This window comes from Paenibacillus sp. GbtcB18, from assembly GCF_019091125.1.
Lineage (GTDB): Bacteria > Bacillota > Bacilli > Paenibacillales > NBRC-103111 > Paenibacillus_F > Paenibacillus_F chitinolyticus.
Genome location: NZ_JAGXJX010000001.1, coordinates 1064426 through 1090597, shown reverse-complemented (window position 1 = coordinate 1090597; position 26172 = coordinate 1064426). Strand labels below are relative to the sequence as shown.

Sequence of the window (26172 nt, the reverse complement as noted above, 5' to 3'; positions counted from 1 at the left end):
CGGCTTTGCTGCATAACTTGCAGATATTTCCGCATTCTAAAGAAAAAGGACGCCGGACGGATAAAAGGAGGAGTACGCGTGGAAATGAAAGGTTTGATGTATGAAAATATACAACAAATACTTGCGGGAAGTGAGGATACGGTTTATCAGCCTTTTCTCTTATATGAACGTTCCTGCGTGCTCATTTATATCCAATCGATCGTCGATGTGAAGACACTTCAAGAGAAGGTCGCTTCCGCTCTCATTGCCGAAGCCCAGGGCAACCATGAGTGGGAGGAATTCATTCAGCTGCTGGACGAAGGGACTTTATTCCCGCTGCCCGCGAAGCTGGTGTATGCCTCCCAGGATGCCGTCCGGGAAATCGTGCACGGAAAAGCGGCGCTCTGCATCGAAGGACTGGGATGCGCTTATGTGTTCGATGTCGTCAAGTATCAGAAAAGAGCCGTTTCCGAGTCCCAGAACGAGCTTGTCGTTATCGGGCCCCAAGAAGCGTTTATCGAAGATATCGTCAGTAACTTGTCCTTGCTCCGGCACAAAATCAAGCACCCGGATTTGAAAACCGTTAAATATACCGTAGGCACGTACACGCAGACGACTGTCTATATGATTTATATCGAAGGACTCTGCAAGCCGGAAATTTTAAAAGAACTCGATAAAGGAATCCGAGAAATTTCCATCGACGGGATACTTGGAATCAGCTATCTTTCGGAGCAGATGAAGAAAGGGAACAAAACGCCCTTCCCTCAATTCCAGTATACGGAACGGCCGGACTCCGTCGCCGCTTCCTTACTGGAAGGCCGCGTCGGTCTCATGCAGGACGGGACACCGTCCGCGCTTCTCGTGCCCGTGACGCTCTTATCCCTGCTCCAGTCTTCCGAGGATTACTACCAGAGCTATTTATCGGCAAGCTGGATACGGCTGGTGCGGATCTTCTTTGCCTTGATTTCGATGCTCCTGCCTTCGTTATACGTGGCGATCACTACGTTTCAGCCGGAGATCATCCCGTCGGATCTGCTGCTAACGATTTCGGCAGCCCGGGAGAATATTCCGTTCTCCGCTCTGACGGAGGCTCTCGTCATGGAGATGACCTTCGAAGGGCTGCGCGAGGCCGGGACGCGTATTCCGAAGCCGGTCGGCCAGACGATCTCCATCATCGGCGCCATCGTGATCGGACAGGCGGCTGTGCAAGCGGGGATCGTATCCGCTCCCATGGTCATCGTCGTATCCATCACGGGGATCGCGTCCTACATCATTCCCCATTTCGAGCTGGGACTGGCTTTACGTCTGCTGCGTTTCCCGCTCCTGCTGATTGGCGGTACGACAGGTCTGATCGGCGTTTTCATCGCCAGCTTTATTGTGTACGGGCATCTCACGAGCCAGAGATCGTTCGGCGCTCCTTACCTGAGCCCGCTGGCGCCGCTGGTTCTCCGGGACTGGAAAGACATCTTTATGCGCGTGCCCTCGTCTCTTATGACCAAGCGTTCCAAAGCATACATCGACCGGAACTTCAGGAGGCAGAAATAACATGAGCCGGATAAGACTTTTCATTGCCCTGCTGCCGCTTATGCTGATGACAGGCTGCTGGTCGAAGGTCGAAATCGACGAACTAACTTTTATTTTTGCCATGTACATCGATCAGGGGGACACCCCCGATAAGGTAGAAGTCACGATCAGCAGCCCGCTGCCGAACCGCCTTATGTCCGGTCAACAAGCAGGCAGCGGCACTTCAAACGGAAAACCGTACGCCATGATCACCAAACAAGGCACTTCGATTCAGCAAGCCCTCATGCTTATTCAGAGAGATCTGACCCGAAAGATTCACTTCGGGCACACACGCATGGTTACTATCGGCAGGCCATACGCGGAGAGCGGAATCAAAGATATGCTGGACTGGATGCAAAGGGAACCTACTTTTCATATCAGCACAATTGTGAATACCGCACCGGGCAAGGCAAGAGAGATAGCGGAACTTACGCCCGTTTACGAACATATGCCGTCGGAAGTGTTGCTTAAAATGGCCCAGCAAAGAGCGATGCTGGATACGAGCGCCAAGCAGTGCTTGATAGCGGAAGCTTCCGGTCAGGGGGTCGCAACCAATTACTTGTCGATGGGCGTAATGAGAATGCCTAGTGAGAACGGAGAAACCAGACAATGGGCGGGCATTCAAGGAGTAGCCTTATATAACAACGATAAGCTCACGGGGGTACTTCCGAGTGAGGAAGGCAGAACCTTAGCCTGGGCTTTGGGCAGATCGGGCAGGCAAGTCTACACCCTAACCTGGGACGACGGCCAAAGTATGGCGGACATCCTTTTTAATCAATTAATGAGCAAAAAATCGGTCCGGATGGGACCCGAGGGTCCCCGGTTTACACTGGCCCTTAAAGGCGACGGAGATTTGATCCACAAAAGGGATATCATGAACCGTAACGAGAAAGAAATGAACGCTATCATTGAACAGAAACTGCGTGAAAAAATCGAAAAACAGTTAAAAAGCGCATTTAGCAAAACACAGAAAGCCAAGTCGGATGTCCTGCAGTTGGGCATGCTGCTTGACTGGAAGTACCCCAAGTTTTGGGAGGAAAAGCGGGACAACTGGACCGACTATTATAAGAACGACCTCGATATCGAATTCAAAGTCGAGATAAATGTGAAACAGGTCGGAATCCAATCTTAACGATTCCAATCGTGTCCGTCATTCTATGGGAAGGAAAATTCGCTATGATTGCTCTCGCTTTCTTCGCTTTCGGCTTGCTGGAATGGATTAGAACCAACCCCAAACCTCCCGGCAACGCGGTCAAATTCTGGGTGCTTTTCTCGGTGCTGGGCTGTTGGAGCGTTCTCGCCTCCGTCTTTACGTGGTGGCCCCAGCCCAATCAGCTCACGCATCTGCTGCTTGGCTGGCTGGAGTAAGCTTCTTATTTCCGATTGAAGGAGGTGATCGCATGCGCTCGACGTCCTGGCAGACGTTCCGGTTTGCAACGATTTACATGATTTCTCAGCCGATCGCTTTTCTTATTTCCCCTCTGATTACTACCTCCGGCTATCAAGGCTGGATCTCTTTGTTTCTGGGGGGGCTGGTCAGTATTTTATTACTCTGCTGCACGGTCTATGTCGGTCGCTTAAACCCAAACGTGCCTTGGGTTCAGTTCGGTGAACAAATTATCGGAAAATGGCCGCACCGCTTCTTTTTGTTCATTGTTCTGTATTGGTGTATCTATTACGTTTCGATTGATCTCGAAAGCTTTACGCTGTTCTACGGATCGACTTATATGAGAGAAACACCTCAATGGTTTCTGCAGCTTATCATCGGGCTGGTTATCTTGATTACGGCGCGCTGGGGATTTGTCTCGATTGTCTATTTGGCAGACGGACTTTTCCTCATTACGATGATCGGGATCGTCATCATTATGGGCTTGTTTTCGAGGAATGCCGATTTTCAAATGTTCCCCGCCTTATGGACCCATCACAAAATGGGCTTGGCCTTTCGGGATACCTTAACCGCCGTATCCTGGTTTGGCGAATGGTTTGTTTTTTTATTTATCGTGCCTCATCTGAAATTCGGCCCCAAAACGCTTCGCAACCTGCTTTCGGCCAGTCTGCTCGTGACGTTTGTCGTCTTCATGCAATGGATGCTGACCTTGTTTACTTTCGGCCCTTACTTCGGAAGCCGTGTTCAGTATCCCCTGCTCGAATTGATTCGAAGTTCAACGTTAAGCGGATTACTCGGCAATGCGGATCCCCTGCTAATCGGCTTGTGGACGACATCCATGTTCATTCATGATTCGTTTATCCTGTATATAGGGACCAAATGCGCGGCAGAACTGTTTAAATTTCAAACGAGAAAAGCGATCCTTCCTCTCCTGGGCGGGACCGCAGTTGTCGTGGCGCTTCAATATTCCCGGGACACGACCCGCTTTCTGTCCGATACGAACTCCCTTCCCATTATCGTATTTTTTGTGCTGGTGGACGCCATGCCGGTTCTTTACGCGATTATTGCTTATATGAGAATTAAATTCGGCAAAAACTTTTTGTAGATCAGTAAATAAAGTAGATGTATTTCTTCATTTCAACTAACCTCTCCATACAAAATCGCTTTGCGCTGTGATATTCTGTAGGAGCGCTGTCTTCGGTTATGGCGCTCATTCCCTATGTAAACTGGAGGATATCATGTCAACATCTGCGGCAAAATCAACTGTTCTCTTGAATTTTTACACAAACGAGTACGAAGACGGGCTCCGTTCCTATTATTTGCCGGACAAGCAGCTGCAGTTCAGCGCCCTGCCTCATGAAGTGCTGAAGACGGCGGAACAAGATTCCCACCGCTATCCGGTTGTTATTTTGGCCGGTTCCAAGCCGGTCGGTTTTTTTGTTTTGTACGACGGCGAAGAAATCGCCCTGTATTCGGACGACCCGCAGACTATCGTACTGAGAGCTTTCTCAGTGAACCATGCGGAACAGGGAAAAGGCTACGCCAAGCAGGGACTGCTCCTTCTCCCCGATTTTGTGAGAAAGCATTTTCCTTTGGCTCGAATTGTTGGACTCGGGGTCAATATGAAAAATATTCCGGCACGGAATTTGTATTTAAAATGCGGGTTCGAAGATCACGGACGGACCAAAATCGGCCCGCTGGGTCCTCAGCACGTTCTTACCCTGCCGCTATAATTCGGGACAGATGCGGTATCTGGCGGCTGTGCCTGTTTTGAAAGGACAACGGTGGCGTAGAGCGGCCTGCACATGAAATCCGTGTGGTTGGAGTGAAAAAAATTTTGAGCGTCTGATCGATTATAATTAACCCCATTAATTACATAATTTAATTAATGACATTAATTATGATATTGATTAATATCGTTAACTATCGAAATCACATAATAAGGTTAATTATTAAAAGAGCCCCTCTAGGCTCTTTTTTCTTTTACCTGCATCGCCTGTCCGTGAGATTTCAAGCCCGATTACGCGACATGGTTAAATTTCGATCCGGATCGAATAGTGGATGTGCTATTGTAGAAGTAGGAAATGCAACTGCTTGGGAGGAATGCGAACATGAAAGCTTCACCCGATACGATAACCTTGGCAGGCTTAATCGGAGAACCGTCGAGGATGCAGATGCTGCTGGAGCTTCTGAGCGGCAAATGCATGCCGGCCAGCGAACTTGCCGGAGCCGCCCGCATCACTCCCCAGACGGCCAGCTCGCACCTGGCCAAGCTGGTGGAAGGCGGCCTGCTCACGGTCGAGCTCTCGGGGCGCCACCGGTACTACAAGCTTGCGGGTCCGGAAGTCGCCGATGCGCTTGAAGCGCTGAATACACTGGCGCGGCCAAAGCCGGTCAAGTCGCTGCGGGAGTACGACCGGCTCAATCATCTGCGCTTCGCCCGCACCTGCTACGACCATCTCGCGGGAGAAGCGGGGGTCGCGCTGGCGGACCGCCTGCTTGAGACGGGCATCATCGGCCAGTCCGGCCGCGACTTTACGGTCACGGAGAAAGGTGAAATCTTTCTCCGCGCCTTTGGCATAAACTGCGCGGAGCTTCGCAGAAGCCGGAGACAATTCGCCAAGTGCTGCCTGGACTGGAGCGAACGCAGGTACCACATCGCCGGAAGCCTGGGCGCCGCCTTGACGGAGCAGTTGTTCCGGCGGGAATGGATCGAGCGGATCCCCGGGGGGCGGGCTGTCCGGATCACGGATACAGGGCATGACGGACTGAGGCATTTAGGGGTAGACCTGAACCTGCTGTGAGAACGCGCCGAGATTTACATGAACAATTCGACGGGGGCCGAATCATACATCATGTATACTTCTTGCGAGGTGATACTAATGATCAAACAAGACGTACAGGATACGTTTCGGACGATCCGGCCTTCGATTCTTTATTTCGGAACGCCGGTCGTTCTACTTACCACTTTGAGCGAGGACGGAAGCACGAATATCTCTCCGTTGTCGTCCGCCTGGGCGCTCGGCAGCCGGATTATACTCGGCATCGGTAACGGCGGAAAAGGACTGGAAAATTTGTCACGAACGGGTGAATGCGTAATCAACCTTCCGGACAGCTCGCTGTGGGAACAAGTCGAGAAGCTGGCCCCGCTGACCGGCAAATCCCCCGTTCCGGACAATAAACGCGAGTTATACCGGTTCGAGGGGGACAAGTTTGCGGCCGCCGGCTTCACCCCTCTTCCGTCCGCATGCGTGAAGCCCCTGAGAATTCGGGAATGCCCCCTGCAAATCGAAGCCTCTCTCGTTCAGGTGCACCCTAGCGACGGCTTTTGCATCGTGGAAACCGAATCCCGCGCCGTTCACGCCGAAGAACGGATCGTGCTGGGGGAACACTATGTGAATCCGGCCGCATGGAATCCGCTCATTTACAGCTTCCGGCATTACTTTGGCTTGGATGCGGAGAAAGGCAAGTCCTTCAAGTCCGAAACCTGAACCGGCTTGCAGGGACATTTCTTATTCTGCGTTCCATTCCATACGGAACGTTCCTTCCGCATGATCTCCCGTAAGAACAAGAGAAGCAACACCGGATTCGGGGACACGGATACGAATCTTGTTCTTTTCAGGCAGATCTCCGGGTACCTGCTTCACATCCGTAAACCGGACTCCGTATCCGCCGTTTTTCATCGTCCATGAATAGGTTAGCAGAGCTGTTTCTCCCTTTTTTATGGGAATCGGAACGGCTTTTTCTCCGTTGAAATAAGCAAAGCTTACCTCGTAAGACGAATCGGTCCGAACCTCCCGCCACTGTCTCGTCTCCGTGAAATCACCCCAGGCAAATACGAGCAGAACAGCCGGTATACATAGTGCTGCCACCGCCGACATTATCTTCGTTCTGCCGTATAAACAATCCGCCGCATAGAAAAAAAGCGCGCAGACCGATCCGATCAGACCCGAAATCGCTATATAAACGGGATCGAAAATAAGCACGACAAACGGAGCAAATCCTCCGGCACCGTATACGACCATCCGTATCCAAACCTTTGCCTTCGGAAAAAATTTGAATAGGATCAGCTCGGTAAGAATGGAATAAATAACGGCATATCCGTAAACAAGCCACCAAAGATAGGGTAACCTTGCCGCTTCCGAAATTTGGTATAAACCCGCCTTGGTTTTGATGATGATGATTACAAAAACGGTGAACAAGGTACCGGCCGCGGCCAGCTTGGAAAGAATAAAGCTCCAGACTTGTTTTCTCCCCATACCCTCTCCATCTTTCATGTGTGCCTCCCCCTTTTTGCAAACGGCAAAATCATCGTCTTCGTTGTTAATCGGAAACTTTTCGCCTCGAAGCAGCGTTTCCTCACGTGTTCCTCATGCCGAGAATACCAAAAGACCCGCAGGTCAAACAGTTCTAACTTTTGTAGGTCCTCCCGGCAGCAAAAAGAAGCACCTCTTCAATCCGGCTCTTCTTACGACCGTCATGAAAGGTGCTCCTTTTAAAATTCCGTAAAAATCGGGCTTCGCTTCCAGCCGGAATCTAGCTGTGCACTTCGAAATCCGCTTCAAAGGAACGTACCACTTCCGGCAGCCACCTCTGCTCCACAAACTCGATATGCCGCGGAACGGCTGAATACTCGTCATAGTCGCTCTGGCTGGAAAACTCCATCGAGAACGCGTACTGATAGTCGTTTTCCAGGCTGATCTGCCGTAAAACTTGAAGCTTTTGTACCTGCGGTATGGAGGCGAGCAGTTCTCTTCCGTCGCTCAGAAACTTTTCCGCTTCGGCCGAACCCTCCTCGTGCTTCAAGTTGAATAAAACGAGATGACGAATGGTGCTCATTTAAGTTCCTCCGTTCATTCGGTTTAGTCGTCCGTTTATAGTTAAAACGATGATTACGGATTATAAGGTTTGTTCGCGATCCCGGTTTACGGGACTTCCGGGCGCTCTTTTATCGGGCTTGGGCATTTTGGCCTTCATGACTTTATAAATCATCGCCGGCTTAAACAATTCGGTCGGTTTTTCTACCATGTGCAGGATGCGGATAAACTTCCCGTACACGTCCTGGTCATACTCCGACAGACGGTACAGTCTCCGGACGTACCACTGCATAAAACCGAGGCCCGCGGGTTTCTTTCCTTTCGTATTCGGATACAAAAACGCATCGGAGGTCGCCGTCATCCACGTAGGTTCAACTAGTGCCGACAACTGTTTGTGGAAAGCGGTCGGAATCCCTTCGGCCTTGATCTTGCCCGCACGTACTTCCTGCAGAACTTTCTGCAGTTCCAGCGCTTCCAGGCAAGCGATGCTGACGCCCTGCCCGAAAACCGGGTTAAACCGGCAGAAGGCATCCCCCATGACGACAAGTCCTGACGGGAAACGTTCGAGTTTTTCGTAATGCCGGCGCACTTGGCTCGGAAACCGGTACACATGAATATCGCCAGCCGGCTTAAGCGATTTGATATGGTCGTACAAATGCGGATGTGTAAGGGACTTGGCGAAATTCAGGAATCCCTGGTCATCGCGCGGAGGATGATTTCCGTCTCCGTATCCGACGAGGGTAACGGACCAGCGGTTGCCTTCAATCGGGAATGTCAGGCCTCCTTTGGACACTTCCGGCGGATTCGGAAAAACGATCACGGACTTGTAATCATGACTTACGGAAGGATCGCGCTCGTACATCCGTGTGGCATAAGCCAGATTGATATGCACTTCGGATTGCGAAAGGGAGTCAAAACCGTGTTTAAGAAGCTGATCGGGCGTTTTAGTCGCCGAACCCGCCGCATCAACGATCAGGTCCGCCTCCAGACGCTCGGATTGCCTGGTAACCAGATTCTCCGTCTCGACGCCCGTAAAGCGGTTCTCGCCGGGGCTGCTGATATACTGAACGACTCTGTGGGAATAAGCGAATTCGATGTTGGGACGCTGCAGCAGCCGCTGGTGAACCCGCCATTCCAGCAGGGGCCTGCTTTGGGAAACAACCTCGAACCCGCTGTCGAACCGGACAAAGTGAAAGTTCTGGTACACCCAGGAAATGTCCCGGATAAAATCGAGCCTTTCTCCGCCGTGTCCCTCCAGCTCCTGCATTATACCGGGAAAAAACTTGTCGAGCGTATTTTCGCCGCTTTTTAAAAGCCCGTGGGTGTGATAGCTCTGCGGTGTGCCTTTACGAGGGTAAGGCCCCTCCGGCTGAGGGTCCTGCTCGATAATCGTCACTGTATCGAAGTAATCGGACAGAACCCGGGCAGCCAGCTTTCCGGCCATGCTGTTGCCGATGACGATTGCTTTGCGCGGATTGCCCTGCTCCTTCATGAAATCATTCATCCCGCCACACTTCCTTCCCGTCTAAAAGTCCCCAACTGATCCATCGTTCGTTCAGGTGCTGCTTTTGGATACGGTCTTTTGCTGCCAGGCTGATTTGCGGTCCATCCAGATGAGCGTAACGGCGAACAGGACGCCGATCAAGCCGATGGCTACGCCGGACAGCGGCGCTCCCCGGAGTCCCAGCGCGGTATTAATGGCAACTCCGCCGACAGCGGCTCCGATGGCACTGCCCACATTAAAGGCGGAAATATTGAGAGAAGCCGCCAGATCCGCAGCGTCTCCGGCTTTCCGCAGAACAAGCATATTCAGCGGTGTTACGATAGCGAAACCGGTCAATCCCCAGAGGAAGGAGAAAATCACCGCCAGGATAGGCACCTGTCCCAACAAGGCGAAGGCCGTCATCGTAATGATCATGGCTGCCAGCGAACCGAGCAATGTTTTCATCAGTCCCTTATCGGCCAACTTTCCGCTGGCGATGTTGCCGATGGCGGAACCGATCCCGAACGCGAGCATAATGGGAGAAACCGCCGTCGGGGTGAAGCCTGTAATTTCTTCAAGGTAAGGCGCGATATACGTATAACCGGCAAACAAACCGCCGGAGCTGAAAACCGTCGTCATCAAAGCGACAAGGGGTTTGGCACGGAAAATTTCACGGGTTTGCTTTGCCATTCCGACGGCTTTGCCGGACTTGATCGTCGGTACGAGCCATGCCATTCCGATCACACAGATGGCAGCCGCAATCGTCAAGGCATAGAAAGACATCCGCCAGCCGTAGCTGTTGCCGATAAAGGTTCCTACCGGAACGCCCAATATGGTCGCTACCGTCAAACCTACGGTTAAATAGGAAATGGCACTGCCTTCTTTGCCCGGAGGCGCAAGCCGCTGGACCACCACGATGGCCACACCGACAAGCGTCCCGTGGGAAAACGAGCAGAACAGTCGGCCTACCATCAGCAGATAATAGCTGGTCGTAACCGCGCTGATCAAAGATCCGGCAACGAACAGGAGTAGCAGTCCGATCAACAGCTTCTTCTTCTCGACTCTGCCCGTCGCGGCCGTAATCAGGGGGCCGCCGATCGCGACGCCGAGTGCGTAAACCGTAATAAGCAGTCCCGCGCTCGACACGTTCATATTGAAATCCCGGGCAATCTGCGGCAGCAGCCCCATCGGCAGAAGCTCGGCGGTACAAATAATGAAAATACTCACAGCCAGGAAATATACGGCCAGCGGCATCCGGGTCCGTTCGGATCCTTGAATCCCGGCACCGGAAGCTTGAGCCGCTTCCCCTTCTTTGATTTGTTTCGTAGACATGGTGCACACCTCTCTCTATCCGTTTGACTAGTTTGTCAGTGATTAACGAGACCGACGGCTTCTTTAACTCCCCCGGCCCGCTTGTTCTGCGCAGGCTTGACATCCAGCAGCGCATAGCGGATGCTGTCGCACAAAGCCTGCCAGCTGGCTTCGATAATGTTTTCGGAGACGCCGACCGTGCTCCAGGTTTCTTCGCGATCCGAGAATTCGATCAGAACCCTGACTTTTGTGGCGGTACCGTCTTTGTCGTCGAGCACGCGGACTTTATAGTCCGACAGGTGCATCGTCTGAAGACTCGGATAGTGCTGCATCAGACATTTGCGCAGCGCATTATCCAGCGCATTGATCGGCCCGTTGCCCTCGGCGGCGTTGTACACCGACTCTCCGTGTACCTTGACCTTCACAACCGCTTCGGACAAAATCGCCTGATCGACGGATTTGACGACGGTTATTTTAAATGACTCCAGGGTCAGGATTTCTTCCAGATTTCCGTGGACGCTCCGGATCAGAAGCTCCAGCGAAGCGTCGGCTCCGTCGAACTGGTAACCCTGGTGCTCAAGCTCTTTCACACGTTCGATGAGGATCTTCGTATTCGGGTCGTTCGCTTCCAGCTCCAGACCGAGCTCCTGAGCCTTGAAAACAAGGTTGCTCTGTCCGGAAAGTTCGGAAACCAGAACCCGCTGCCTGTTCCCCACCAGTCCGGGCGCTATGTGCTCATACGTGCTCGAATCGCGCAAAATAGCCGAGACATGGACACCGCCCTTGTGAGCAAAGGCCGCATGTCCGGCAAAAGGCTGATTAACGGGCATATGCATGTTCGCAATCTCGCTCACATAACGCGCCGTACTTGTAAGTCCGGCAAGCTGCTCGGCGGTTATAACCGGCAGGCCAAGCTTAAGCTGAAGGTTCGGAATAACCGAAATGAGATTGGCATTGCCGCATCTTTCTCCATAACCGTTGATCGTTCCCTGCACGTGTGCAGCGCCCGCCATGACGGCGGCAATCGTATTCGCAACGGCGAGTTCGCAGTCGTTATGAGCGTGAATGCCGAGCGGACAGTCCAATTGCTCTTTCACGGATGCAACTATCGCCGCGATCTCGTGCGGAAGAGTTCCTCCGTTCGTATCGCAGAGAACGATCCAGTCCGCCCCGGCTTCGTAAGCCTTGCGGATGGTCGACATGGCGTAAGCGCGGTTGCTCTTGTAGCCGTCGAAAAAATGCTCCGCATCGTAGATCACACCGATTCCGCTGCGAGTAAGAAATCGGACTGTGTCCTCGATCATGTTCAAATTTTCGAAAAGCGTCGTCCGGATCGCCGTTTGGACCTGAAAGTCCCACGATTTACCGAAAATCGCCGCCGTGCCTACCCTGATATCCAGCAGCTGCCGGAGATTGGCGTCATGCTCGGCCGGAATGTTCTTGCGCCTCGTCGAGCCGAACGCCGTAATTTTGGCCTGCTGCAGATTCAATTCTCTGGCGCGGATAAAAAATTCCGCATCCTTGTGATTGCTGCCCGGCCAGCCTCCTTCAATGAAAGAAATACCCAGCATATCCAGCCGTTTGGCGATTTTCAGCTTATCCTCGACTGTCAGGCTGACGCCTTCTCCTTGCGTACCGTCCCGCAAAGTCGTGTCCAAGATCGTAATCCGATTGTCCATATCTCCCTCCCGCTTGAAAATCTGCGCCGACTGCCGCCGGAGACCACCTGCCTGACGGCCCCCGGCCTGTTTCGGCTGGGATTATTCCGGTTTAACTCCCTCGACGGCAAGCATATACATCGTCTGAGAGACCGCTTCCGTCTGCACCCACTGCCGATACTCGGTTTCGGCGGCCGCCCGTTCCTGCTCGGACAAGTAACCGTCCGCAACCATCTGGACACCGCGGGTTGCCGCAACGTCCGCCCAGATTCCGGCTTGCTGGAGGAAGTTCCCGTCTTCACGCGTCACGATTTCGTGCTGTTCGCTGCTTCGGATATCCGTGAGTCCGAGGTCCGCGAAAACGCCGGGAAGCTCGTCGGCTATCCCGTTGCGCATTCCCGCATCGGAACGCCATTTCAGAAAGGCTGCATAGAAGGCTTTCATGCTTGGGGGCGGCTCCGGCTGCCAGCTGATCTTGTCGTGATTATAGTCCAGCACGATCACACGGCCGCCCGGTTTTGCGGCTTCGATGAGCTGGCCGAGCGCCTGCCGGGGATCGGCCAGCCATTGAAGCACGCGGGCCGTCGTCACGATGTCGAATTCGTTTCGGTACGGCAAATAGTGGATGTCCGCCGTTTCGAAGGCAAGCGCCTCCTGCCCGCCGAAGGTCTCCCGGGCATAAGAGATCAGTCCTTCGTTATTGTCGATTCCGACGACACGGCCTTCCTGACCGACCGCCTCCGCAATGCCTTTCGTAATGGCACCGGTCCCGCAGCCGGCATCGAGTACCGACTGTCCCGGCTCAAGAAGCTCAGCCAGTCTCCGGTGCGAGGATCCCACCGTCCTTGCGTCGAACACGCTCCGCACACTGGCTGCGGAACTGTCCAGTCTAGCTCTGTTCTCCGTTATTCCACCGCTCATAAGCGCGTCTCCTCTCGTGTATCCCCCGCTTTTTAGTACCGGTTTTTCAGAAAATAACTGACGATTTCTTTCATATCCTCAGAAGACTTCCGGCTTGTCGTAAGCTTCCACGTTTTGTACCTGGCGAGCTGTCTGAATTTAGGCGCGGATACGACCGAGCCCACGATTTGAATGTCCAAAAGCAGCGGACGCTCTTTATGAAGAAACGATTTTGCCGCCTCCTGAAGCTCTTCAACCGTTGTCACACGGATCGTATCGATCTGCATCGACTCGCCAAAGGCCACATAATCGATCGGCTTATACGACGTTCCTACCACGTTGCCTTTGTAGTACGATTTCTGGGCATTGTTGATGGATTCGAACTTCTCGTTGTTCAGATTGAGCCAGAGCACCGGTATTTCGTGGGACGTGGCCGTCGCCATCTCCAACGCCGTCTGGCGGAAGCCGCCGTCACCGAAGATGGAGACGACATACGAATCGGGTTTGGCGCATTTGGCGCCGATTGCGGCCGGAGGCGCATACCCGATAGCCGCCCCGTTCAAGCCTTCGATATACGTGCCCGCGCCTTTCGAGAGCAAATGAGTTTCGGTCCACGAAACCGGGTCCGTAACCCAGATCGTTTTGCCCTGCGGCAGCAGTTTTTGCAGCGTTTCGATGACCTGCACGGGGTGAAGCTTGCCTTGGACGGCGGAGACGTAGGTCAAATCTTTCTCGCGGTCGGCGTCGGCAAATTTATGCTTAGACTGCCGCAGCGCCGCCGTCGCTTTCTCCCACGTCGCATCCTCCAGCAGGCCGTACAACGCAAGCAGGAAAGTCTCCGAGTCCGCGGCGATGCCTATGCGCACCTCGTAGTTTTTGCCGATCTGCTTCGGATCGATATCGACCTGCACGAGCGGTGCTTTGTCGAAGATGGAGTCCCAGCCCTGCGTCGTAAACTCGCTCATGGACACGCCGACCGCGATGACGAGATCCGCTTCCCGGTACAAATAATAATTGGCCGCCGATTTCCCGTGCAGACCCGTACAACCAAGCGCATGCGGATGATTCTCGCTAATAATTCCCTTGCCTCTTAGCGTCGTAGCTACGGGAATGCCCAGGTCGGCAATCTGCTCGACAACTTCTTCGTTGTGGCTGTAGTTTGCCCCGGCTCCGAGCAGCAGCAAAGGCTTCTGCGATTCTTTCAGCAGATCTCCGAGCCGGCTCACTTCTTCTCCGGCCGCATCAACGATTTCCGTCGGTTTCGGGAAGGTGAACGGCTCAAACCCTTCAAAATGTATTTCCGTGAACTGAACGTCAATCGGTATGCAAATATGTACGGGCCCTTTGCGCCCCGACCACAGATGCATCTCCGCTTCCTTCAGCGTATCGAGCAGATGATCTGCAGACTCGACCAGCTTGGAATACTTGGTCACCTTAGACATCAAAGCTTCCAGATCGAACGTGCGCCCCTCGCCGACACACTCCTGGAGAGCGCCTTTCCCGTAAGTCGATATGGGAACCTGGCCGGTCAGAAGTATAACGGGCTGCGAATCTGTGAAAGAGTTCACAATGCCGCTGAGCGCGTTCGTGGCTCCTATTCCCGTCGTCGTGATCACGCAGGCGGGTGCTCCGCAGGCTTTGGCAAAACCGTCCGCCATCAGAGCCGCGCCGTACTCGTGCTGAGAAAGCACAAATCGGATTTCCTTGCGTGAAATTTCGTCGATCATCGGAAGCACATAGCTTCCGGGGATTCCGAAGACCGTATGGATGCCCATCCGTTTTAACCAGAGCGCAACAATTTCCTTGATATACATCGTTTTATTCCCCTTTTTCTAACGGAAATGGAAGAATAGCCGGACGGATGCGAAATCCCGCCCTAGACATCAAATTTCAGCGGTCCCTTGCCGGCGAGATAATCGTCCAGCCCCGTGAGGGATGCCATGCTTTTGCCGCTTAAAATTTCTTTCTTCAATTCTTCTTCTCTCTGTTCGACATAAAGGGCTCCCTGAAGAACCGCGTTTAAGTATTTGCGCTTAATGAGCAGCAGCCCGTCGTTATCTCCGAAAATCCAGTCCTGCGGCTCGATGACGATATTTCCGACACGAACCGTGTCCGGTACTTTCGTCGCAGGCGTAATCGCCGTTTTGGCCGATACGTAAGTGACTTCCGTGGAAAAGACGGGAAAGTCCAGCTTGTTGATATCGTCGATATCCCGGACGGCGCCGTTGATGACAAGACCGCCCAGCTTACGGCGGACCGCTTCCAGCACATAGATATCTCCCGCAAGCGCTTCGGAACGTTCGTTCACATTATTCAAAAACAGGACGAATCCCTGCGGCGCCTTGTTGAGCGCCTCCAAACCCGGCAGCATGTCGTTGTCCGTGTTGACCGTATACACAGGCCCACAGAGCTTAAGATGACGCGTCCGGTTCTGAAATGTCGTCGGAAACGGAACGGTATACTTCTGGGAAGCATCGTTAAGCTGAGCGCAGCCGATGTTGGCAAACTGGCGCCTGACCTGCTCGATCGTAGATAAGTCGATGCCCTTCTCTTCCGTAAGCATGTTCAGCACTCTCCTTCAGGGTTATAGGGTATGAACCGCGCCTGCGTGCGTCAGCACATCGGCAAGCTGCTTGATGGCGTACACCAGATTCGTCTTCTCAATCGTCAGAGGCGGGGCGAAACGGATTCGCTGTCCGGCAGGGCCGCCTGTGAAAATCAGAATTCCGCGTTCGAGGCACTGCTGGACGATGGACTTCCCGGAAACTCCGTCGACTTCGAAGGAAAGGGTCGGACCCGTCAGATGAACGTCCCGCAGCAGCGGAAGTTCGAACGGGAAATGCTCGCGGATCAGAGCTTCGATCTCGCCGCACAGCTCTTCCGGACGGCTGGCGTCGATATATTCGGCGACCGCCATGGCCGCGAAGCAGCCCAGCGACGAAGTCTGGAACGTATGCGCGAGAAACAGCGAGCCCGGGATCGATTCCTTCAACGAGCCCCGATATACGACGGCGGAGAACGGATACAGCCCGTTGGTCATCGACTTGCTGAACAGGTAAACGTCCGCTTCTATTCCGAGATGGCAGGACACGCTGAGGTGGCCATGACGGTAAAAGCCGCACTGGATCTCATCGGAAACGACGACCACGCCATGCCGTCTGGCTTCGGCGGCCGTATCGGTCAGCCACTTCTCGGGAAGGGGGATGTAGCCGTTGGCTCCCTGTACCGGCTCGTAAATAAAGGTCGAAATCGTCTCCCACGGTATATCCGTCTGTCCCGGCTCGATTTCGATGCAGTGTTTTTCAAGCTCGCCTAACAGGGACGTTTGCTGCAAGGCAAAATTTTTGTGCACATTCGTAACGGCAAGCGCATCAAGGCCCAGTCCGTGGAAAGAGCCTTTGAGATAAGCGATTTTGCCTTCTCTCACGCGTTGTCCAATGGAAAGAGCCGTTGACACGGCCATGCTGCCGCCGACCTGAAACAGGAGCTCGTAGCCGGGAGCCTTGAGTTTGCCGAGAAGCCACTGTGCATACTGCTCCGCTTCTTTCGGATAAAAGCAGGCCGCAATATCCGAGCGCAGCTCGCGGAACGGAGCGATATCCGGGTTGCAGTGACCGAAATTCACCGATGCGTAGGCGCTCATGCAGTCGATATAATGCTTCCGTCTTCCTTCGCGGTCTTCCAGGATCAGAAATTCGTTCTTGGAACCGGCCAGATAATAATCCGCACCATAAATTGACTTTTCATCAAAAACGCTCAACGTCATAGGCTCAGCTCCTTCAATTTTTAGTCAAAAGCGTTCCCATCCACGAATGGGGAGCCGGAAAGAACGTCAGGATGGAATCTCCCTTGGAAATAATTCCAGCCGTCTTCATATCCAGAAGATTAATAAACACGTCTCCGGCCGGACAATGAGCCGTTCTCGGGATGTTCAGGCTGAAAAATTTCTCGTACGGAATTTCCCAATACACCGAAAGGTTTTTGGAAATCGTGAAATTAAAATTGTTCGTCACCACATGATGAATGCTCTCTTTCGACAGGTTGTTCGCTTCGAGAACCCGTGAGATGACAAGACGTGAATTCGTAAGAAAACTGTCCTGCAGCCCTTTCTTCTCCTGTCCGTACATCAGCCGCCATGAAGAAGAATCCTGAAGCGTCTGAAAAGGAGTCATCGTAAACTGAGGATTCCGGTCCGTCACGATGCAGGAAACGGCACCGTCGCTGTGCAGGCCGATCACGCCGGGGATGATGCGCACGATAGGTCCGTAATCGAGGATTTTATCCGCGCTCACGAGCAGGACGTTCGTGCCGTTCGCTTCCGCAAACTGCGCGGCCAGTTGAAGGGCTGCCGCAACGCTCGCGCAATACTGCATGAATACCCCGTAAAAAAACGCGCTGCCAAGTCCCAGCTCGTCTAGAAGCCGCCCGGCGAAATCCTCCTCGTGCAGCTCCTTGCAGTGATGATTGCCGGTAGCGAAGAAAACGGCGCCGATCGAACTTTTGTCCAATCCGCTTTTTTCCAGAGTAGCCGTGGCCGTCTCCAGCGCGAGCTGGTACATGGTCTTATCGGACCCGCAGTATTGACGGATCCCGTTGATCCGGAATTTGGCTAAATTTTCTTTGGAGGTATCCATCTCCGGGATTTCCGTCAAAGGTTTGTAATCGCCTAACACATAATGCACATGACTGATTCCGACCATAGCTAACCTCGTTTCTTCTCTATCGCATTCCGCTTTACGAAAAGGTAAGCAGAAGCTTCTGCGGTATACGGAAAGTTTGTCCTTGAATGACAGGGCGCTCGCTTTGGGCAAGCTTTATTCCGCTGAACCGGTTGAACAGCTGCAGGAACGTTTCCTCAAGCTCCAGCTTCGCCAAGTTAAACCCGAGACAATTGTGAGAGCCCATCGAGAACGATAAATTCGCTTTTTCCTTGCGGGAAGGAATCCACTGCCCCGGATTCTCGTACATCTCTTCGTCCCGGTTGGCGCTGGCCAGAAGAAGGATAACAAACTTCCCTTTCGGGATAACAACCCCGTCCAGCTCATAATCTTTTTTGCATATCCGGGTCGTCGTATGAAGAGGAGGCTGCCAGCGCAGGCTCTCCTGAACGGCGGACTTCAGATACTCGCTATCCTCCATCACGCGCGCCAGCTCTTCCGGTTTGTCCAGCAGAATGGCCATGATATTGGCGATGGAGCAGGCCGTCGTCTCGGAACCGGCGGACAGCAGAAGCAGAATGTGCCGGTTCATATCTTCCTGGGTCCACTGCCCCTTCTCCACAGCCGCCCGGAAATGGGCGATCATGCCCCGGGAAGTACCGCCACGCACGAAATTCTCGATGTAAGCGTACAATTCATCGCTCGCTTCAAGGGCAGCCTGAAAGTGGCTTTTGGGATTATCCAAATGGAGAATAATCGGCCGCATCTTGTGATAGACCCACATGGCATCCTCAGCCGGCAGACCGATTGCCTCCATGATGATGGTCATCGGAATGGGAATCGCCACATCTTGGATGAAATCGACCTCCCGGCCCGAAGGAATTCCGTCCACAATCCGCTTGATGACTTGCCTCACGGCGTCTTCCATCCCTTTTTGCATCGCGCTGGGCTTGAACTGGTTGCTCATGATCGGACGTCTTTCGCTGTGCTTCTTGCCGTCCATATCAATGATCGTGGAGCCGAACAGATGGCGGGTCGTACGGAACGGATGCTCGACGGTAAAGTTTTCCGTATCGAGCAGGATCTGCTTGATATGTTTGAACCTGCTGAGAAAGTAGCACTGCTGTTTTTCCGACCAGTGAATCGGCTCCTCCTGTCTTAAAGCGGTATACAGCGGCCAGGGATCCTGCCGGAACTCGGTGGACATGTAATCAATGACGAGAGGAGTCGCTTCGCTTCTCATAGGATCACCATCCTCAATTGGAGGAAACCAGGTGATCTTGGAAGAAGGTTTCGTAAATCGATTTCAGCGTATAAAATTTGCGGATATCATAATCTTCGATCACGATTTCGCGTCCGACCTGTTCCTCCAAAAACACAATCATATCCACCATCGACAAGGAGTCGATATAACCGTGCTCCAGCAGATTATCGTTCTCGTCGATCTGCAGGTCTTCCGCCTGATTCGTTTTTTGGATATGCTCCACAAATTTTGCATACACGTCTTCTTTAGTCACTATCCATCATCTCCTTAACGGGTTAGGGTTGGAATCTGCATTCCTTTTAGCGCCTTCCGGTCGACTTTGCCGTTTGTATTGAGAGGGAATTCTTTGAGGAAGCTGAAACGCGAAGGAATCATGTAGGACGGCAGCATTTCCGCGCAATAAGCCCGCAGCTGCTGCTGTGCGGTTTGGGTGTTTTCCTGATCTGTCAGGACCATAAAAGCGTGAAGCTCCGTTTTGTTCCCCTCGTTTACAATCAGGCATACGCCGTCGACCTTCGGATGGGAAAGAAGTCTTCTCTCTACCTCCTCCAATTCGACCCGGTAGCCCATAATTTTGACCTGGTTATCGGTCCGGCTGACATAATAAAATTCGCCGTTCTCGTCCATGTACGCCAGGTCGCCGGTTTTGAACACTTTCTCTCCCGTGCAGGGCGTTTCCGGATGAGGGACCAGCCGGCTGCTCGTCAATTCTTCCTCCAGCCAGTAGCCTGAGAAAAGACAAGCTCCACGCAGGTAAATTTCACCGGTAATTCCCGGCTCGCGAATGATTTTGCCCGATTCATCGACGAGCAGCATTTCGGTGTTGTGCATCCCCGAGCCGACGGAGATCGCTTCGGTGTCAGGGAGCGGAAGGGATAAATCCTTAAACGAGCACGCAATGGATTCCGATTGCCCGAAACAGTTAATAATCCGCTTCAAGCCGAATAGAGACTGCAGTTTGCGAAGATCTCGCGCCGAGCAGTACTCGCCTCCATAGAGGATTGAATGAAGATGAATGTCTTCGACAGGCTGCCGCTCATGTGCGAGGACATTTTTCCAGATGGAAGGAACGCCGCTCATTAGGTCCACCCGCTGCTGATGCAGGTGCTCCAGAAACCGTCTGGGCTGGAAAATGAGCGAACGAGGAACGATGACGAGGGTTCCCCCGGTGCCGAATGCCAGCCCCATATCCACCAGGCTGAAATCGAACTGCAGGGACGACACCGATCCGACCCGCGTGTTCTGCGGCAGCGCGCACTGGGCGTTCATCCCGTCGAAATAAGACACCACCGCCCGGTGCGTCATCATGATGCCCTTCGGCTGCCCCGTCGTGCCCGAGGTAAAAATAAGATAAACGAGATTCGTATCCAGCAGTTTGGAATCGGTTGAAACATTGTCCGCAGCTTCGCTTACTTCCGGCACAAGCAGATGACCTTCATCGAGGTAAGCCTGCCTTGCTTCCACTTGCGGCGAAAGCTTCCGGGTGCGGCCTTTTTGAATATGCAGCCTGGCACCCGTGCGCGTTAGGATGGATTCGAGCCGCTCCTGAGGAGTGTCCGGATTCAAGGGAATGAACACGAATCCCCGGATCGAGCACGCAATCATTACGGCAATCGCTTCCGCAGACGGGTCGAGTTCGAGTACGACCCGGTCTCCGGTATGCAGACCGGCAATTTTCAGCCGTTCCGCATAAGCACGGGATTTATCGGCCAGAGTGGCGTACGTCCACTTCTCGGAATGGTGAATAATAGCTAAGGATTCCGGGGTTTTCTCGGCAAATTTCAAGAAATAATCATGCAGAAATTTAGGTTCGTCAGAACGATACATACAGACCTCCACTTAGCGTCAAGTTCGTGTGCCTATTCATCAGCTGAACGAAAGCGATAAGTTTTCGCATGGCTTTTTGCCGTTGTCCCGTCACATCCTTTGCGCGTTTAGTCGGGGTATTCAGAGGGATTGCTGTCCTTAAAGTATCACTACCCCTACCGAAATTAAAATGTGGTCACCCACATAAAAAATGTGGTTTTGTTCCCGTCAAAAAAAGGCTCCCTGCACCGGATAAGCCCGGCGGGGAACCTTTTCGCTCACTTCATTTGCATAATTTTCTTTACGGCGCCTCTGCGCGAAGACACTTCCAGCTTGTCGTATATTTTGGTCAGCCGGCTCTCTACCGTCCGTATCGTCACGTTCAGTTCCTTGGCCATCTGGGCGTTGGTATAGTCGAGGGCAATGAGCTCCAGCGTCTGGATTTCCACTTCCGTGAATACCGACGAGATATGATTTAACAAATGATAGAAAGAATACGGCAGGAAGAAATGCCCGTCCAGCGTGCACTCGATCACTTGTGCCACCTGTTCCGGTTTCGTATCCATATTCAGAATATTGTTGACTCCCGCTTCCATAAGCGTATGGAAAAACAGGACGTAATTGTATTCGGAAAGTACGATGATCCGCAGATCCGCGTAAGTTTTTTTCATTTTCTTGATCCATAAAATATCACAATGCGGCGAATCGCTCATAAGCATAACGACAACGAACGGTTCGGGCAGCACGCCCAAGTGAGTAAAAGACGCCGATTTCATTTCCATGTCGATTCCGGCAATCTGAAACTGATCGGACTGGCTGAGATAGTCCGCAATCGCGGGATTTTTCCCGCAACTGTTGTCCACAATGAAGACATGAATTGGCTTGTTTTTCTCTCTCATCACACATTCTCCGTTTTGATTCTTATTTTTAAACCGTTCCATCCTCTTGTTCTGCATCCGTCTAAGGACATAGCGGATCAACTCCTTGTCTTGTGGAGTATCGTGGACGGCATGATCCGGGAGTGTAGTGAGCATACGGACAGGAAGACAAGAGTCTCAATAGATTTGGCTCTCCGGATGGAAAGCCTCCAGATTTTCCTTAACTCTATGCAGGAATTGGCCGGTCACACGGCCTTCGAGGATCCGGTTATCGCTGGAGAGGCAGAGATTTGCCATGGAACGGACGGCAATCATTTCGTCGACGACCCGGGGTCTTTTTACAATCGATTCGATCGTCAGAATGGCTGCCTGGGGATAATTGATGGTCGGAGAGGAAAGGATGGAACCGAATGCGCCCGTGTTGTTGATCGTGAACGTTCCGTCCTGCATATCGTCCAGAGTGAGGCGGCCCGTCCGCGCTTTCTGCGTGAGGCTTGCGATTTCCAGAGCGATCCCCGAAACGCTCTTCTGGTCCGCGAATTTGATAACGGGGGCAAGGACGGAATCTTCCGTCCCTATAAGCAGGGAAATGTGAACATTTCGCTTCATGATGATTTTATCGACGGCCCACACGGAGTTCATGACGGGATAATCCTTGATGGCCGATACGACCGCTTGAATAAAAAAAGCCAGATAAGTTAAATTAACGCCTTCCCGGCGCATAAATTCATCTTTAAGCTTCGTCCGGAGCTTAACCAGATCCGTTACATCCGTCTCGATCGACGTCAAGGCGTGGGGAATTTCCCGGACGCTTTGCAGCGTGCGCATGGCTATCGTGTGACGGACGGGCGTGACTTTGATAAAATCCTCCGCCTCGCCGACTGTCTCCGCTTCCGCTTGACCAAACGGGGTCGGAGGATTGTCCGACAGATGGATGCCGGTGCTTCTAACGTGAACAGGCTTTTCTTTCGATTCCGTATGGCTTGTCTCGCCTTTCTCCATTTGCTCCCGCTCCTTTTCCAAACTCATAACCGGGACAGCCGCCTTTCTTTTTTGTAGTAACCGCATACCTATCCTTCCATTAATGGTTACGAATGCCTTTTATTGTTTAAAAATTGTACCCCACACGTTTACAGCCTGTCAATTGATTCGCAAGCATCCACAAAGTCTCCATATATCCGACAAAAACCGCCAATTTTCTCCCGATAAAAGAAAACATCTATCTAGGCAGCGATTCAATTGGATACAACTGGTAATTCGGAGAATATATGATACAATATAGGAATAAGTATTAAATAAGTCCTATTCTTGTTACAGGACGCACATTCTAAGGTGGGCCATTCCGATCCTAGACAGAAAAAAAGAGCCCTGCCACAAAGGCAAGGCTAATAGACCCGTTTGTAAACTTGCATAAAACGTAAAGATTTAACCGTGTTCAAAAGCCGGCTTGTTATCCTTGTCGAAAACAACCGCTTTTCTCTTCCGGCCCGCCTTAGAAGCTAAATACGGAAGCAGATAATAGTCAAGACCGAATCTTCCTGCGTTTGCCCCTGCGGCAGCTACGAAAAACCCGAGCAGGATCATCCACGGATTCGAGCTCACCGTTCCCGCAAACATGTACATAAAGTTCATCAGCAATCCGAACGTGGCCGCTACGGCCGTCAGACCGCCAAGTATCAGGCCGAGACCGACCAGGAATTCTCCCCATGGAACCAGCATGTTAAACGCTTTGACTCCCGGCAGCGCCACATTTTCCAGAAAAGCGTGGTAGGTCGGATACAGAAGCTCATTAGTCGCTTTATCCGTCACCGGTTTCGCGATGGCACCCTTCATAAAACCGCTTGCATCGAAGCCTCCCGTAATTTTGCCCCACCCCGCACTTGCCCACTTCCACCCTATATACAGACGAAGCAACAGCAGCACACCCGAAGCGTAACCATTATTTCTTAACCAATTCATCAAAACAATCATCTCCTTTTGGTATGGCCCTGCATGAACATGTCAGAGCTGAATTTTGGCGAAAATCTCCTTCCAACCGATCAATACTGGATATAGATACCCTCCTTTCCATGTAATGGTAAATGACGCCTTTATTGTACTTGATTTTTAAAACGCTATCAATTTATTTTTTGCCATTAACTAATGGATTTTTTAGAATTTTACATGGAGTGTGAAGCACAAATCCCGTCAATTCAGGATGAAATAAAAAAAAGCCCCGCATCAGCCGGGGGAAATTTAATGAAACTGTCCTCACTCCCGAAGCTCTTCCCGCAGAGGTTTTGCATGATCCGGAATATCGGTTCTTCCGCAAGGGACAAGCTGCGCCCGGAACGTTCCTTGATAGCCGAAGACCGAACCGAAGAGGGGATTGCTCACATGTACGGAAATTTTATAAGCGTCTTCGGCGTCATCGAACCACTCGCATACTTCGGCCGTCCCCGTTAAGCTTGCGGGAAAAGGAAACTGGAGCCAGCCTTCATAAAACCGCTGATCCCCCGACCGAATGCGGATACCTCCATTGGGAGCCGCCTCAAGTTCCAGATCTACAGCGAGATGCTGCTTGTTTCCCAAGTAATCGACGATACGCCGGCGCCGACCGCTGTAGATCATCGTGGCGTCGAAATGCCGGACCTTGGACCTGAACGTGAAGTGCCGGTTCCAGGTTACCGTCTCCCGGCCGTAGCCGTCCCGGTAGGCGTAATTTTCGATGGTGAAAGGAATTTCCGTGCCGCTCTCCGGAAACATGATGTGCCGCGAGGTGCCGATCAGCAGCGGAAGAGTCGTCCATTTGCTTGCCCAGATGCGGTGCATCACGCCTTCGCCAATGGAAGCAACGCCGTCTTCGCTGCCGAAGCCGAACCTCTCCCGGATACGGGGATGCAGCCTGCCGAATTCCTCCCCTAGCGCCCGCTCGTATATGGATGCCATTTCGGCGCCTCCTCCTTCCCGCCGCCGCGCGGCTTGCGCAAGCATCTTCCCGCTCGCGGCAATTCCCGCCTCGACCAGAACGCCAGCAGGCACAAGCCGGCCATCGCTCCGCTAAGGGTCAGCGGATTAAACGGCGCCTGCAGGAGCTGGGGGCTCCGGGCGAGGGCGATTGCGGGCAGCAACAGCAGCAGCGCCGCCTGCACGATGTATGCGCCCGCCTGTCTGTGTGCCGCCGCCGCAAGCAGGCCGATGCCGATCTCGCCCGCGCCAAGCAGGGCGAGTGCAGGCTTTTCGCCTCCGGGGAACCACCCGACCGCCTGAAGGACGGCCAGCTCGCCTCCCCCGGGGAAAAGGAGCTTCGGCACCAGTCCCTGATACACCCACAGCAGTGCGAGTAGTCCCGCACTGAAATAGTGCATCAGGGCGCGCTGGATGCTGACCGAAGGCGGAATTCCTTTTTCCAGCCAGATGCGGAGCATATCAAAACTCCAAGCAGTCGCATAGCCGAAAAGCGGGCGGAACAAGCACCGGTCGAACAAGCGTCCCGCCGCTCCGAAGCGTGTGTCGTACGTATAGCGTGTCGCGAACGTCACACTGCCGCCTTTGGGCGCATACTTCCAGTATCCGCTCCCGCTGCGGATCAGCGAGATCCGCTGGGGGGAGCCGAACTTCAAGCCCGAAATGCGTTCCCCGGTCAGCAAATTCGTTTTGGCTTTCGTCTCGCCCGTTCCCGCGATATTCATGCCGAAGCCGATTCTTGTCCGGTAATGAAACCGCTGCGGTTCTCTATCCCCGCTTCGGGGCAGGTAGGTGATCTCCGTAAAGCGCAGATCCCACTGCTGATGCAGTTCCGGAGTCTGAGTCGCTTTCCACAGCGTTTCCATGTCCGTTTGAATGTCTAGCTCCACATAGATCGGTTTGGCCGCCATTCTTTACTCCTCCTTCGCGTCCGGACGGTCTTCCGATTCCAGCCCGTCCGTTTCCCGCCCTTCGTCTATAAATCTCTTCCGGATGTCCAAATCGGGAAGAAGGCAGTTCTCCCTCCGTCCGAACCACCGGTAGCGGCCCCGCGCAATCCAAGCGTAAACCCGGTCTCTTACCGAAACGGGTACGATCGCGGCCAAGCCCAGAACCGGCCAGAACCCCGGCATAGAGCGGAACACACGCAGAGCCGCCGCGGACTTCGTATAAGCCCGGCCGTCCTGGATCAGCACGAACGTATCCGGGTCGCCGGCCGCGAGCCCCTGCGTTTTCAGGAGGCGGCTGCCTGCCTCCGACTGGATGGCGGCGAACCGGAACCGTCGCGAGGGGTCCCTGCGGATTACGAACCGGGTGATCCCGTGACACAAGATACAGGATCCGTCGATCAGGAGGATGACGGAATCTTTTTGACAGGCCTTCTTTCGTCTCTCCATAATCCCTCTCCCCGGCATCTGTTTTCTATTTTTCGCTGCCTTAACGCCAGTATAGGGCAGAACTGCGTTTTTGCTCAGTTCTAACTTATTTAGAACGCGGCAAAAAGAGGTTCTACAAATCATAG

At 53.0% G+C, this 26172-nt stretch carries 26 protein-coding genes; 7 read left to right on the top strand and 19 right to left on the bottom strand.

Features of this window, described 5'->3' with window-relative positions:
* Window positions 1-78 precede the first annotated feature (78 nt).
* The 7 genes from KVT34_RS04955 (at window position 79) to KVT34_RS04925 (ending at window position 6420) form a co-directional block, all read left to right on the top strand.
* Window positions 79-1524 carry a spore germination protein gene (locus KVT34_RS04955; protein WP_217557068.1) on the top strand — a complete coding sequence of 482 codons (1446 nt, stop codon included), beginning with the start codon at window positions 79-81 and terminating at the stop codon, window positions 1522-1524.
* Between the two features lies 1 nt (window position 1525).
* Window positions 1526-2674, top strand: a complete 1149-nt coding sequence (locus tag KVT34_RS04950) for a Ger(x)C family spore germination protein (protein ID WP_217557067.1) — start codon at window positions 1526-1528, stop codon at window positions 2672-2674.
* A 44-nt stretch (window positions 2675-2718) separates the two neighbouring features.
* The gene (locus KVT34_RS04945) at window positions 2719-2910 is read left to right on the top strand and encodes a hypothetical protein (RefSeq protein ID WP_217557066.1); all 192 of its coding nucleotides are present in this window, start codon (window positions 2719-2721) and stop codon (window positions 2908-2910) included.
* A gap of 32 nt (window positions 2911-2942) precedes the next feature.
* Window positions 2943-4034, top strand: coding sequence for a GerAB/ArcD/ProY family transporter (locus KVT34_RS04940; RefSeq protein ID WP_217557065.1), 1092 nt, complete (start codon window positions 2943-2945; stop codon window positions 4032-4034).
* 133 nt (window positions 4035-4167) lie between these two features.
* Entirely contained in the window at window positions 4168-4662 is a 495-nt protein-coding gene (locus KVT34_RS04935; RefSeq protein ID WP_217557063.1) for a GNAT family N-acetyltransferase, read from the top strand.
* Window positions 4663-5040: 378 nt separating this feature from the next.
* Window positions 5041-5733, top strand: a complete 693-nt coding sequence (locus KVT34_RS04930; RefSeq protein WP_217557061.1) for an ArsR/SmtB family transcription factor — start codon at window positions 5041-5043, stop codon at window positions 5731-5733.
* A 78-nt stretch (window positions 5734-5811) separates the two neighbouring features.
* Complete coding sequence (locus tag KVT34_RS04925) at window positions 5812-6420, top strand: flavin reductase family protein (protein ID WP_217557059.1); 609 nt, start codon at window positions 5812-5814, stop codon at window positions 6418-6420.
* A 21-nt stretch (window positions 6421-6441) separates the two neighbouring features.
* On the opposite strand, the gene KVT34_RS04920 is transcribed toward KVT34_RS04925, so the two are convergent.
* The 19 genes from KVT34_RS04920 to KVT34_RS04830 form a co-directional block, all read right to left on the bottom strand.
* The gene (locus KVT34_RS04920; protein WP_217557057.1) at window positions 6442-7206 is read right to left on the bottom strand and encodes a hypothetical protein; all 765 of its coding nucleotides are present in this window, start codon (window positions 7204-7206) and stop codon (window positions 6442-6444) included.
* A 259-nt stretch (window positions 7207-7465) separates the two neighbouring features.
* Window positions 7466-7768, bottom strand: a complete 303-nt coding sequence (locus KVT34_RS04915) for a Dabb family protein (protein WP_217557056.1) — start codon at window positions 7766-7768, stop codon at window positions 7466-7468.
* Between the two features lie 60 nt (window positions 7769-7828).
* Window positions 7829-9250 carry an FAD-dependent oxidoreductase gene (locus tag KVT34_RS04910; protein ID WP_217557054.1) on the bottom strand — a complete coding sequence of 474 codons (1422 nt, stop codon included), beginning with the start codon at window positions 9248-9250 and terminating at the stop codon, window positions 7829-7831.
* Window positions 9251-9301: 51 nt separating this feature from the next.
* Complete coding sequence (locus KVT34_RS04905) at window positions 9302-10561, bottom strand: MFS transporter (protein ID WP_217557052.1); 1260 nt, start codon at window positions 10559-10561, stop codon at window positions 9302-9304.
* A 35-nt stretch (window positions 10562-10596) separates the two neighbouring features.
* The gene (gene cimA / locus KVT34_RS04900; RefSeq protein WP_217557050.1) at window positions 10597-12219 is read right to left on the bottom strand and encodes a citramalate synthase; all 1623 of its coding nucleotides are present in this window, start codon (window positions 12217-12219) and stop codon (window positions 10597-10599) included.
* Between the two features lie 81 nt (window positions 12220-12300).
* Window positions 12301-13119 carry a methyltransferase domain-containing protein gene (locus KVT34_RS04895; protein WP_217557047.1) on the bottom strand — a complete coding sequence of 273 codons (819 nt, stop codon included), beginning with the start codon at window positions 13117-13119 and terminating at the stop codon, window positions 12301-12303.
* 32 nt (window positions 13120-13151) lie between these two features.
* The gene (locus tag KVT34_RS04890) at window positions 13152-14912 is read right to left on the bottom strand and encodes a thiamine pyrophosphate-binding protein (protein ID WP_217557045.1); all 1761 of its coding nucleotides are present in this window, start codon (window positions 14910-14912) and stop codon (window positions 13152-13154) included.
* 62 nt (window positions 14913-14974) lie between these two features.
* Window positions 14975-15661, bottom strand: coding sequence for an RraA family protein (locus tag KVT34_RS04885; RefSeq protein ID WP_217557043.1), 687 nt, complete (start codon window positions 15659-15661; stop codon window positions 14975-14977).
* A 21-nt stretch (window positions 15662-15682) separates the two neighbouring features.
* The gene (locus KVT34_RS04880; protein ID WP_217557041.1) at window positions 15683-16864 is read right to left on the bottom strand and encodes an aminotransferase class III-fold pyridoxal phosphate-dependent enzyme; all 1182 of its coding nucleotides are present in this window, start codon (window positions 16862-16864) and stop codon (window positions 15683-15685) included.
* Between the two features lie 13 nt (window positions 16865-16877).
* Window positions 16878-17798 carry a 3-oxoacyl-ACP synthase gene (locus tag KVT34_RS04875; protein ID WP_217557039.1) on the bottom strand — a complete coding sequence of 307 codons (921 nt, stop codon included), beginning with the start codon at window positions 17796-17798 and terminating at the stop codon, window positions 16878-16880.
* Window positions 17799-17832: 34 nt separating this feature from the next.
* A complete protein-coding gene (locus KVT34_RS04870; RefSeq protein WP_217557037.1) occupies window positions 17833-18999 on the bottom strand; it encodes a cytochrome P450 in 1167 nt (388 codons plus the stop codon).
* A 13-nt stretch (window positions 19000-19012) separates the two neighbouring features.
* Window positions 19013-19273 carry an acyl carrier protein gene (locus KVT34_RS04865; RefSeq protein ID WP_217557035.1) on the bottom strand — a complete coding sequence of 87 codons (261 nt, stop codon included), beginning with the start codon at window positions 19271-19273 and terminating at the stop codon, window positions 19013-19015.
* Window positions 19274-19287: 14 nt separating this feature from the next.
* Window positions 19288-20847: an amino acid adenylation domain-containing protein gene (locus KVT34_RS04860; protein ID WP_217557033.1), complete on the bottom strand. Its 1560-nt coding sequence runs from the start codon at window positions 20845-20847 to the stop codon at window positions 19288-19290.
* Between the two features lie 257 nt (window positions 20848-21104).
* On the bottom strand, window positions 21105-21725 hold the full coding sequence (locus KVT34_RS04855; RefSeq protein ID WP_217557031.1) for a LuxR C-terminal-related transcriptional regulator: 621 nt from the start codon (window positions 21723-21725) through the stop codon (window positions 21105-21107).
* 156 nt (window positions 21726-21881) lie between these two features.
* The gene (locus tag KVT34_RS04850; protein ID WP_217557028.1) at window positions 21882-22733 is read right to left on the bottom strand and encodes a 2-oxo acid dehydrogenase subunit E2; all 852 of its coding nucleotides are present in this window, start codon (window positions 22731-22733) and stop codon (window positions 21882-21884) included.
* Between the two features lie 396 nt (window positions 22734-23129).
* Window positions 23130-23663, bottom strand: a complete 534-nt coding sequence (locus KVT34_RS04845) for a DoxX family membrane protein (RefSeq protein ID WP_217557027.1) — start codon at window positions 23661-23663, stop codon at window positions 23130-23132.
* Between the two features lie 291 nt (window positions 23664-23954).
* Window positions 23955-24632, bottom strand: a complete 678-nt coding sequence (locus KVT34_RS04840) for a DUF4166 domain-containing protein (protein WP_217557026.1) — start codon at window positions 24630-24632, stop codon at window positions 23955-23957.
* Window positions 24605-25561, bottom strand: a complete 957-nt coding sequence (locus KVT34_RS04835) for a DoxX-like family protein (protein ID WP_217557025.1) — start codon at window positions 25559-25561, stop codon at window positions 24605-24607. The genes KVT34_RS04840 and KVT34_RS04835 overlap by 28 nt, the downstream gene beginning before the upstream one ends.
* 3 nt (window positions 25562-25564) lie before the next feature.
* On the bottom strand, window positions 25565-26047 hold the full coding sequence (locus KVT34_RS04830; protein ID WP_217557024.1) for a thiol-disulfide oxidoreductase DCC family protein: 483 nt from the start codon (window positions 26045-26047) through the stop codon (window positions 25565-25567).
* Window positions 26048-26172: the final 125 nt, after the last annotated feature.

Bases quoted from the DNA above. Each gene is read 5' to 3' on its own strand.
- KVT34_RS04950 (WP_217557067.1), top strand. From the start codon at position 1,526: ATGAGCCGGATAAGACTTTTCATTGCCCTGCTGCCGCTTATGCTGATG.
- KVT34_RS04945 (WP_217557066.1), top strand. From the start codon at position 2,719: ATGATTGCTCTCGCTTTCTTCGCTTTCGGCTTGCTGGAATGGATTAGA.
- KVT34_RS04940 (WP_217557065.1), top strand. From the start codon at position 2,943: ATGCGCTCGACGTCCTGGCAGACGTTCCGGTTTGCAACGATTTACATG.
- KVT34_RS04935 (WP_217557063.1), top strand. From the start codon at position 4,168: ATGTCAACATCTGCGGCAAAATCAACTGTTCTCTTGAATTTTTACACA.
- KVT34_RS04930 (WP_217557061.1), top strand. From the start codon at position 5,041: ATGAAAGCTTCACCCGATACGATAACCTTGGCAGGCTTAATCGGAGAA.
- KVT34_RS04925 (WP_217557059.1), top strand. From the start codon at position 5,812: ATGATCAAACAAGACGTACAGGATACGTTTCGGACGATCCGGCCTTCG.
- KVT34_RS04920 (WP_217557057.1), bottom strand. From the start codon at position 7,206: ATGAAAGATGGAGAGGGTATGGGGAGAAAACAAGTCTGGAGCTTTATT.
- KVT34_RS04915 (WP_217557056.1), bottom strand. From the start codon at position 7,768: ATGAGCACCATTCGTCATCTCGTTTTATTCAACTTGAAGCACGAGGAG.
- KVT34_RS04910 (WP_217557054.1), bottom strand. From the start codon at position 9,250: ATGAATGATTTCATGAAGGAGCAGGGCAATCCGCGCAAAGCAATCGTC.
- KVT34_RS04905 (WP_217557052.1), bottom strand. From the start codon at position 10,561: ATGTCTACGAAACAAATCAAAGAAGGGGAAGCGGCTCAAGCTTCCGGT.
- cimA (WP_217557050.1), bottom strand. From the start codon at position 12,219: ATGGACAATCGGATTACGATCTTGGACACGACTTTGCGGGACGGTACG.
- KVT34_RS04895 (WP_217557047.1), bottom strand. From the start codon at position 13,119: ATGAGCGGTGGAATAACGGAGAACAGAGCTAGACTGGACAGTTCCGCA.
- KVT34_RS04890 (WP_217557045.1), bottom strand. From the start codon at position 14,912: ATGTATATCAAGGAAATTGTTGCGCTCTGGTTAAAACGGATGGGCATC.
- KVT34_RS04885 (WP_217557043.1), bottom strand. From the start codon at position 15,661: ATGCTTACGGAAGAGAAGGGCATCGACTTATCTACGATCGAGCAGGTC.
- KVT34_RS04880 (WP_217557041.1), bottom strand. From the start codon at position 16,864: ATGACGTTGAGCGTTTTTGATGAAAAGTCAATTTATGGTGCGGATTAT.
- KVT34_RS04875 (WP_217557039.1), bottom strand. From the start codon at position 17,798: ATGGTCGGAATCAGTCATGTGCATTATGTGTTAGGCGATTACAAACCT.
- KVT34_RS04870 (WP_217557037.1), bottom strand. From the start codon at position 18,999: ATGAGAAGCGAAGCGACTCCTCTCGTCATTGATTACATGTCCACCGAG.
- KVT34_RS04860 (WP_217557033.1), bottom strand. From the start codon at position 20,847: ATGTATCGTTCTGACGAACCTAAATTTCTGCATGATTATTTCTTGAAA.
- KVT34_RS04855 (WP_217557031.1), bottom strand. From the start codon at position 21,725: ATGAGAGAGAAAAACAAGCCAATTCATGTCTTCATTGTGGACAACAGT.
- KVT34_RS04850 (WP_217557028.1), bottom strand. From the start codon at position 22,733: ATGAGTTTGGAAAAGGAGCGGGAGCAAATGGAGAAAGGCGAGACAAGC.
- KVT34_RS04845 (WP_217557027.1), bottom strand. From the start codon at position 23,663: ATGAATTGGTTAAGAAATAATGGTTACGCTTCGGGTGTGCTGCTGTTG.
- KVT34_RS04840 (WP_217557026.1), bottom strand. From the start codon at position 24,632: ATGGCATCCATATACGAGCGGGCGCTAGGGGAGGAATTCGGCAGGCTG.
- KVT34_RS04835 (WP_217557025.1), bottom strand. From the start codon at position 25,561: ATGGCGGCCAAACCGATCTATGTGGAGCTAGACATTCAAACGGACATG.
- KVT34_RS04830 (WP_217557024.1), bottom strand. From the start codon at position 26,047: ATGGAGAGACGAAAGAAGGCCTGTCAAAAAGATTCCGTCATCCTCCTG.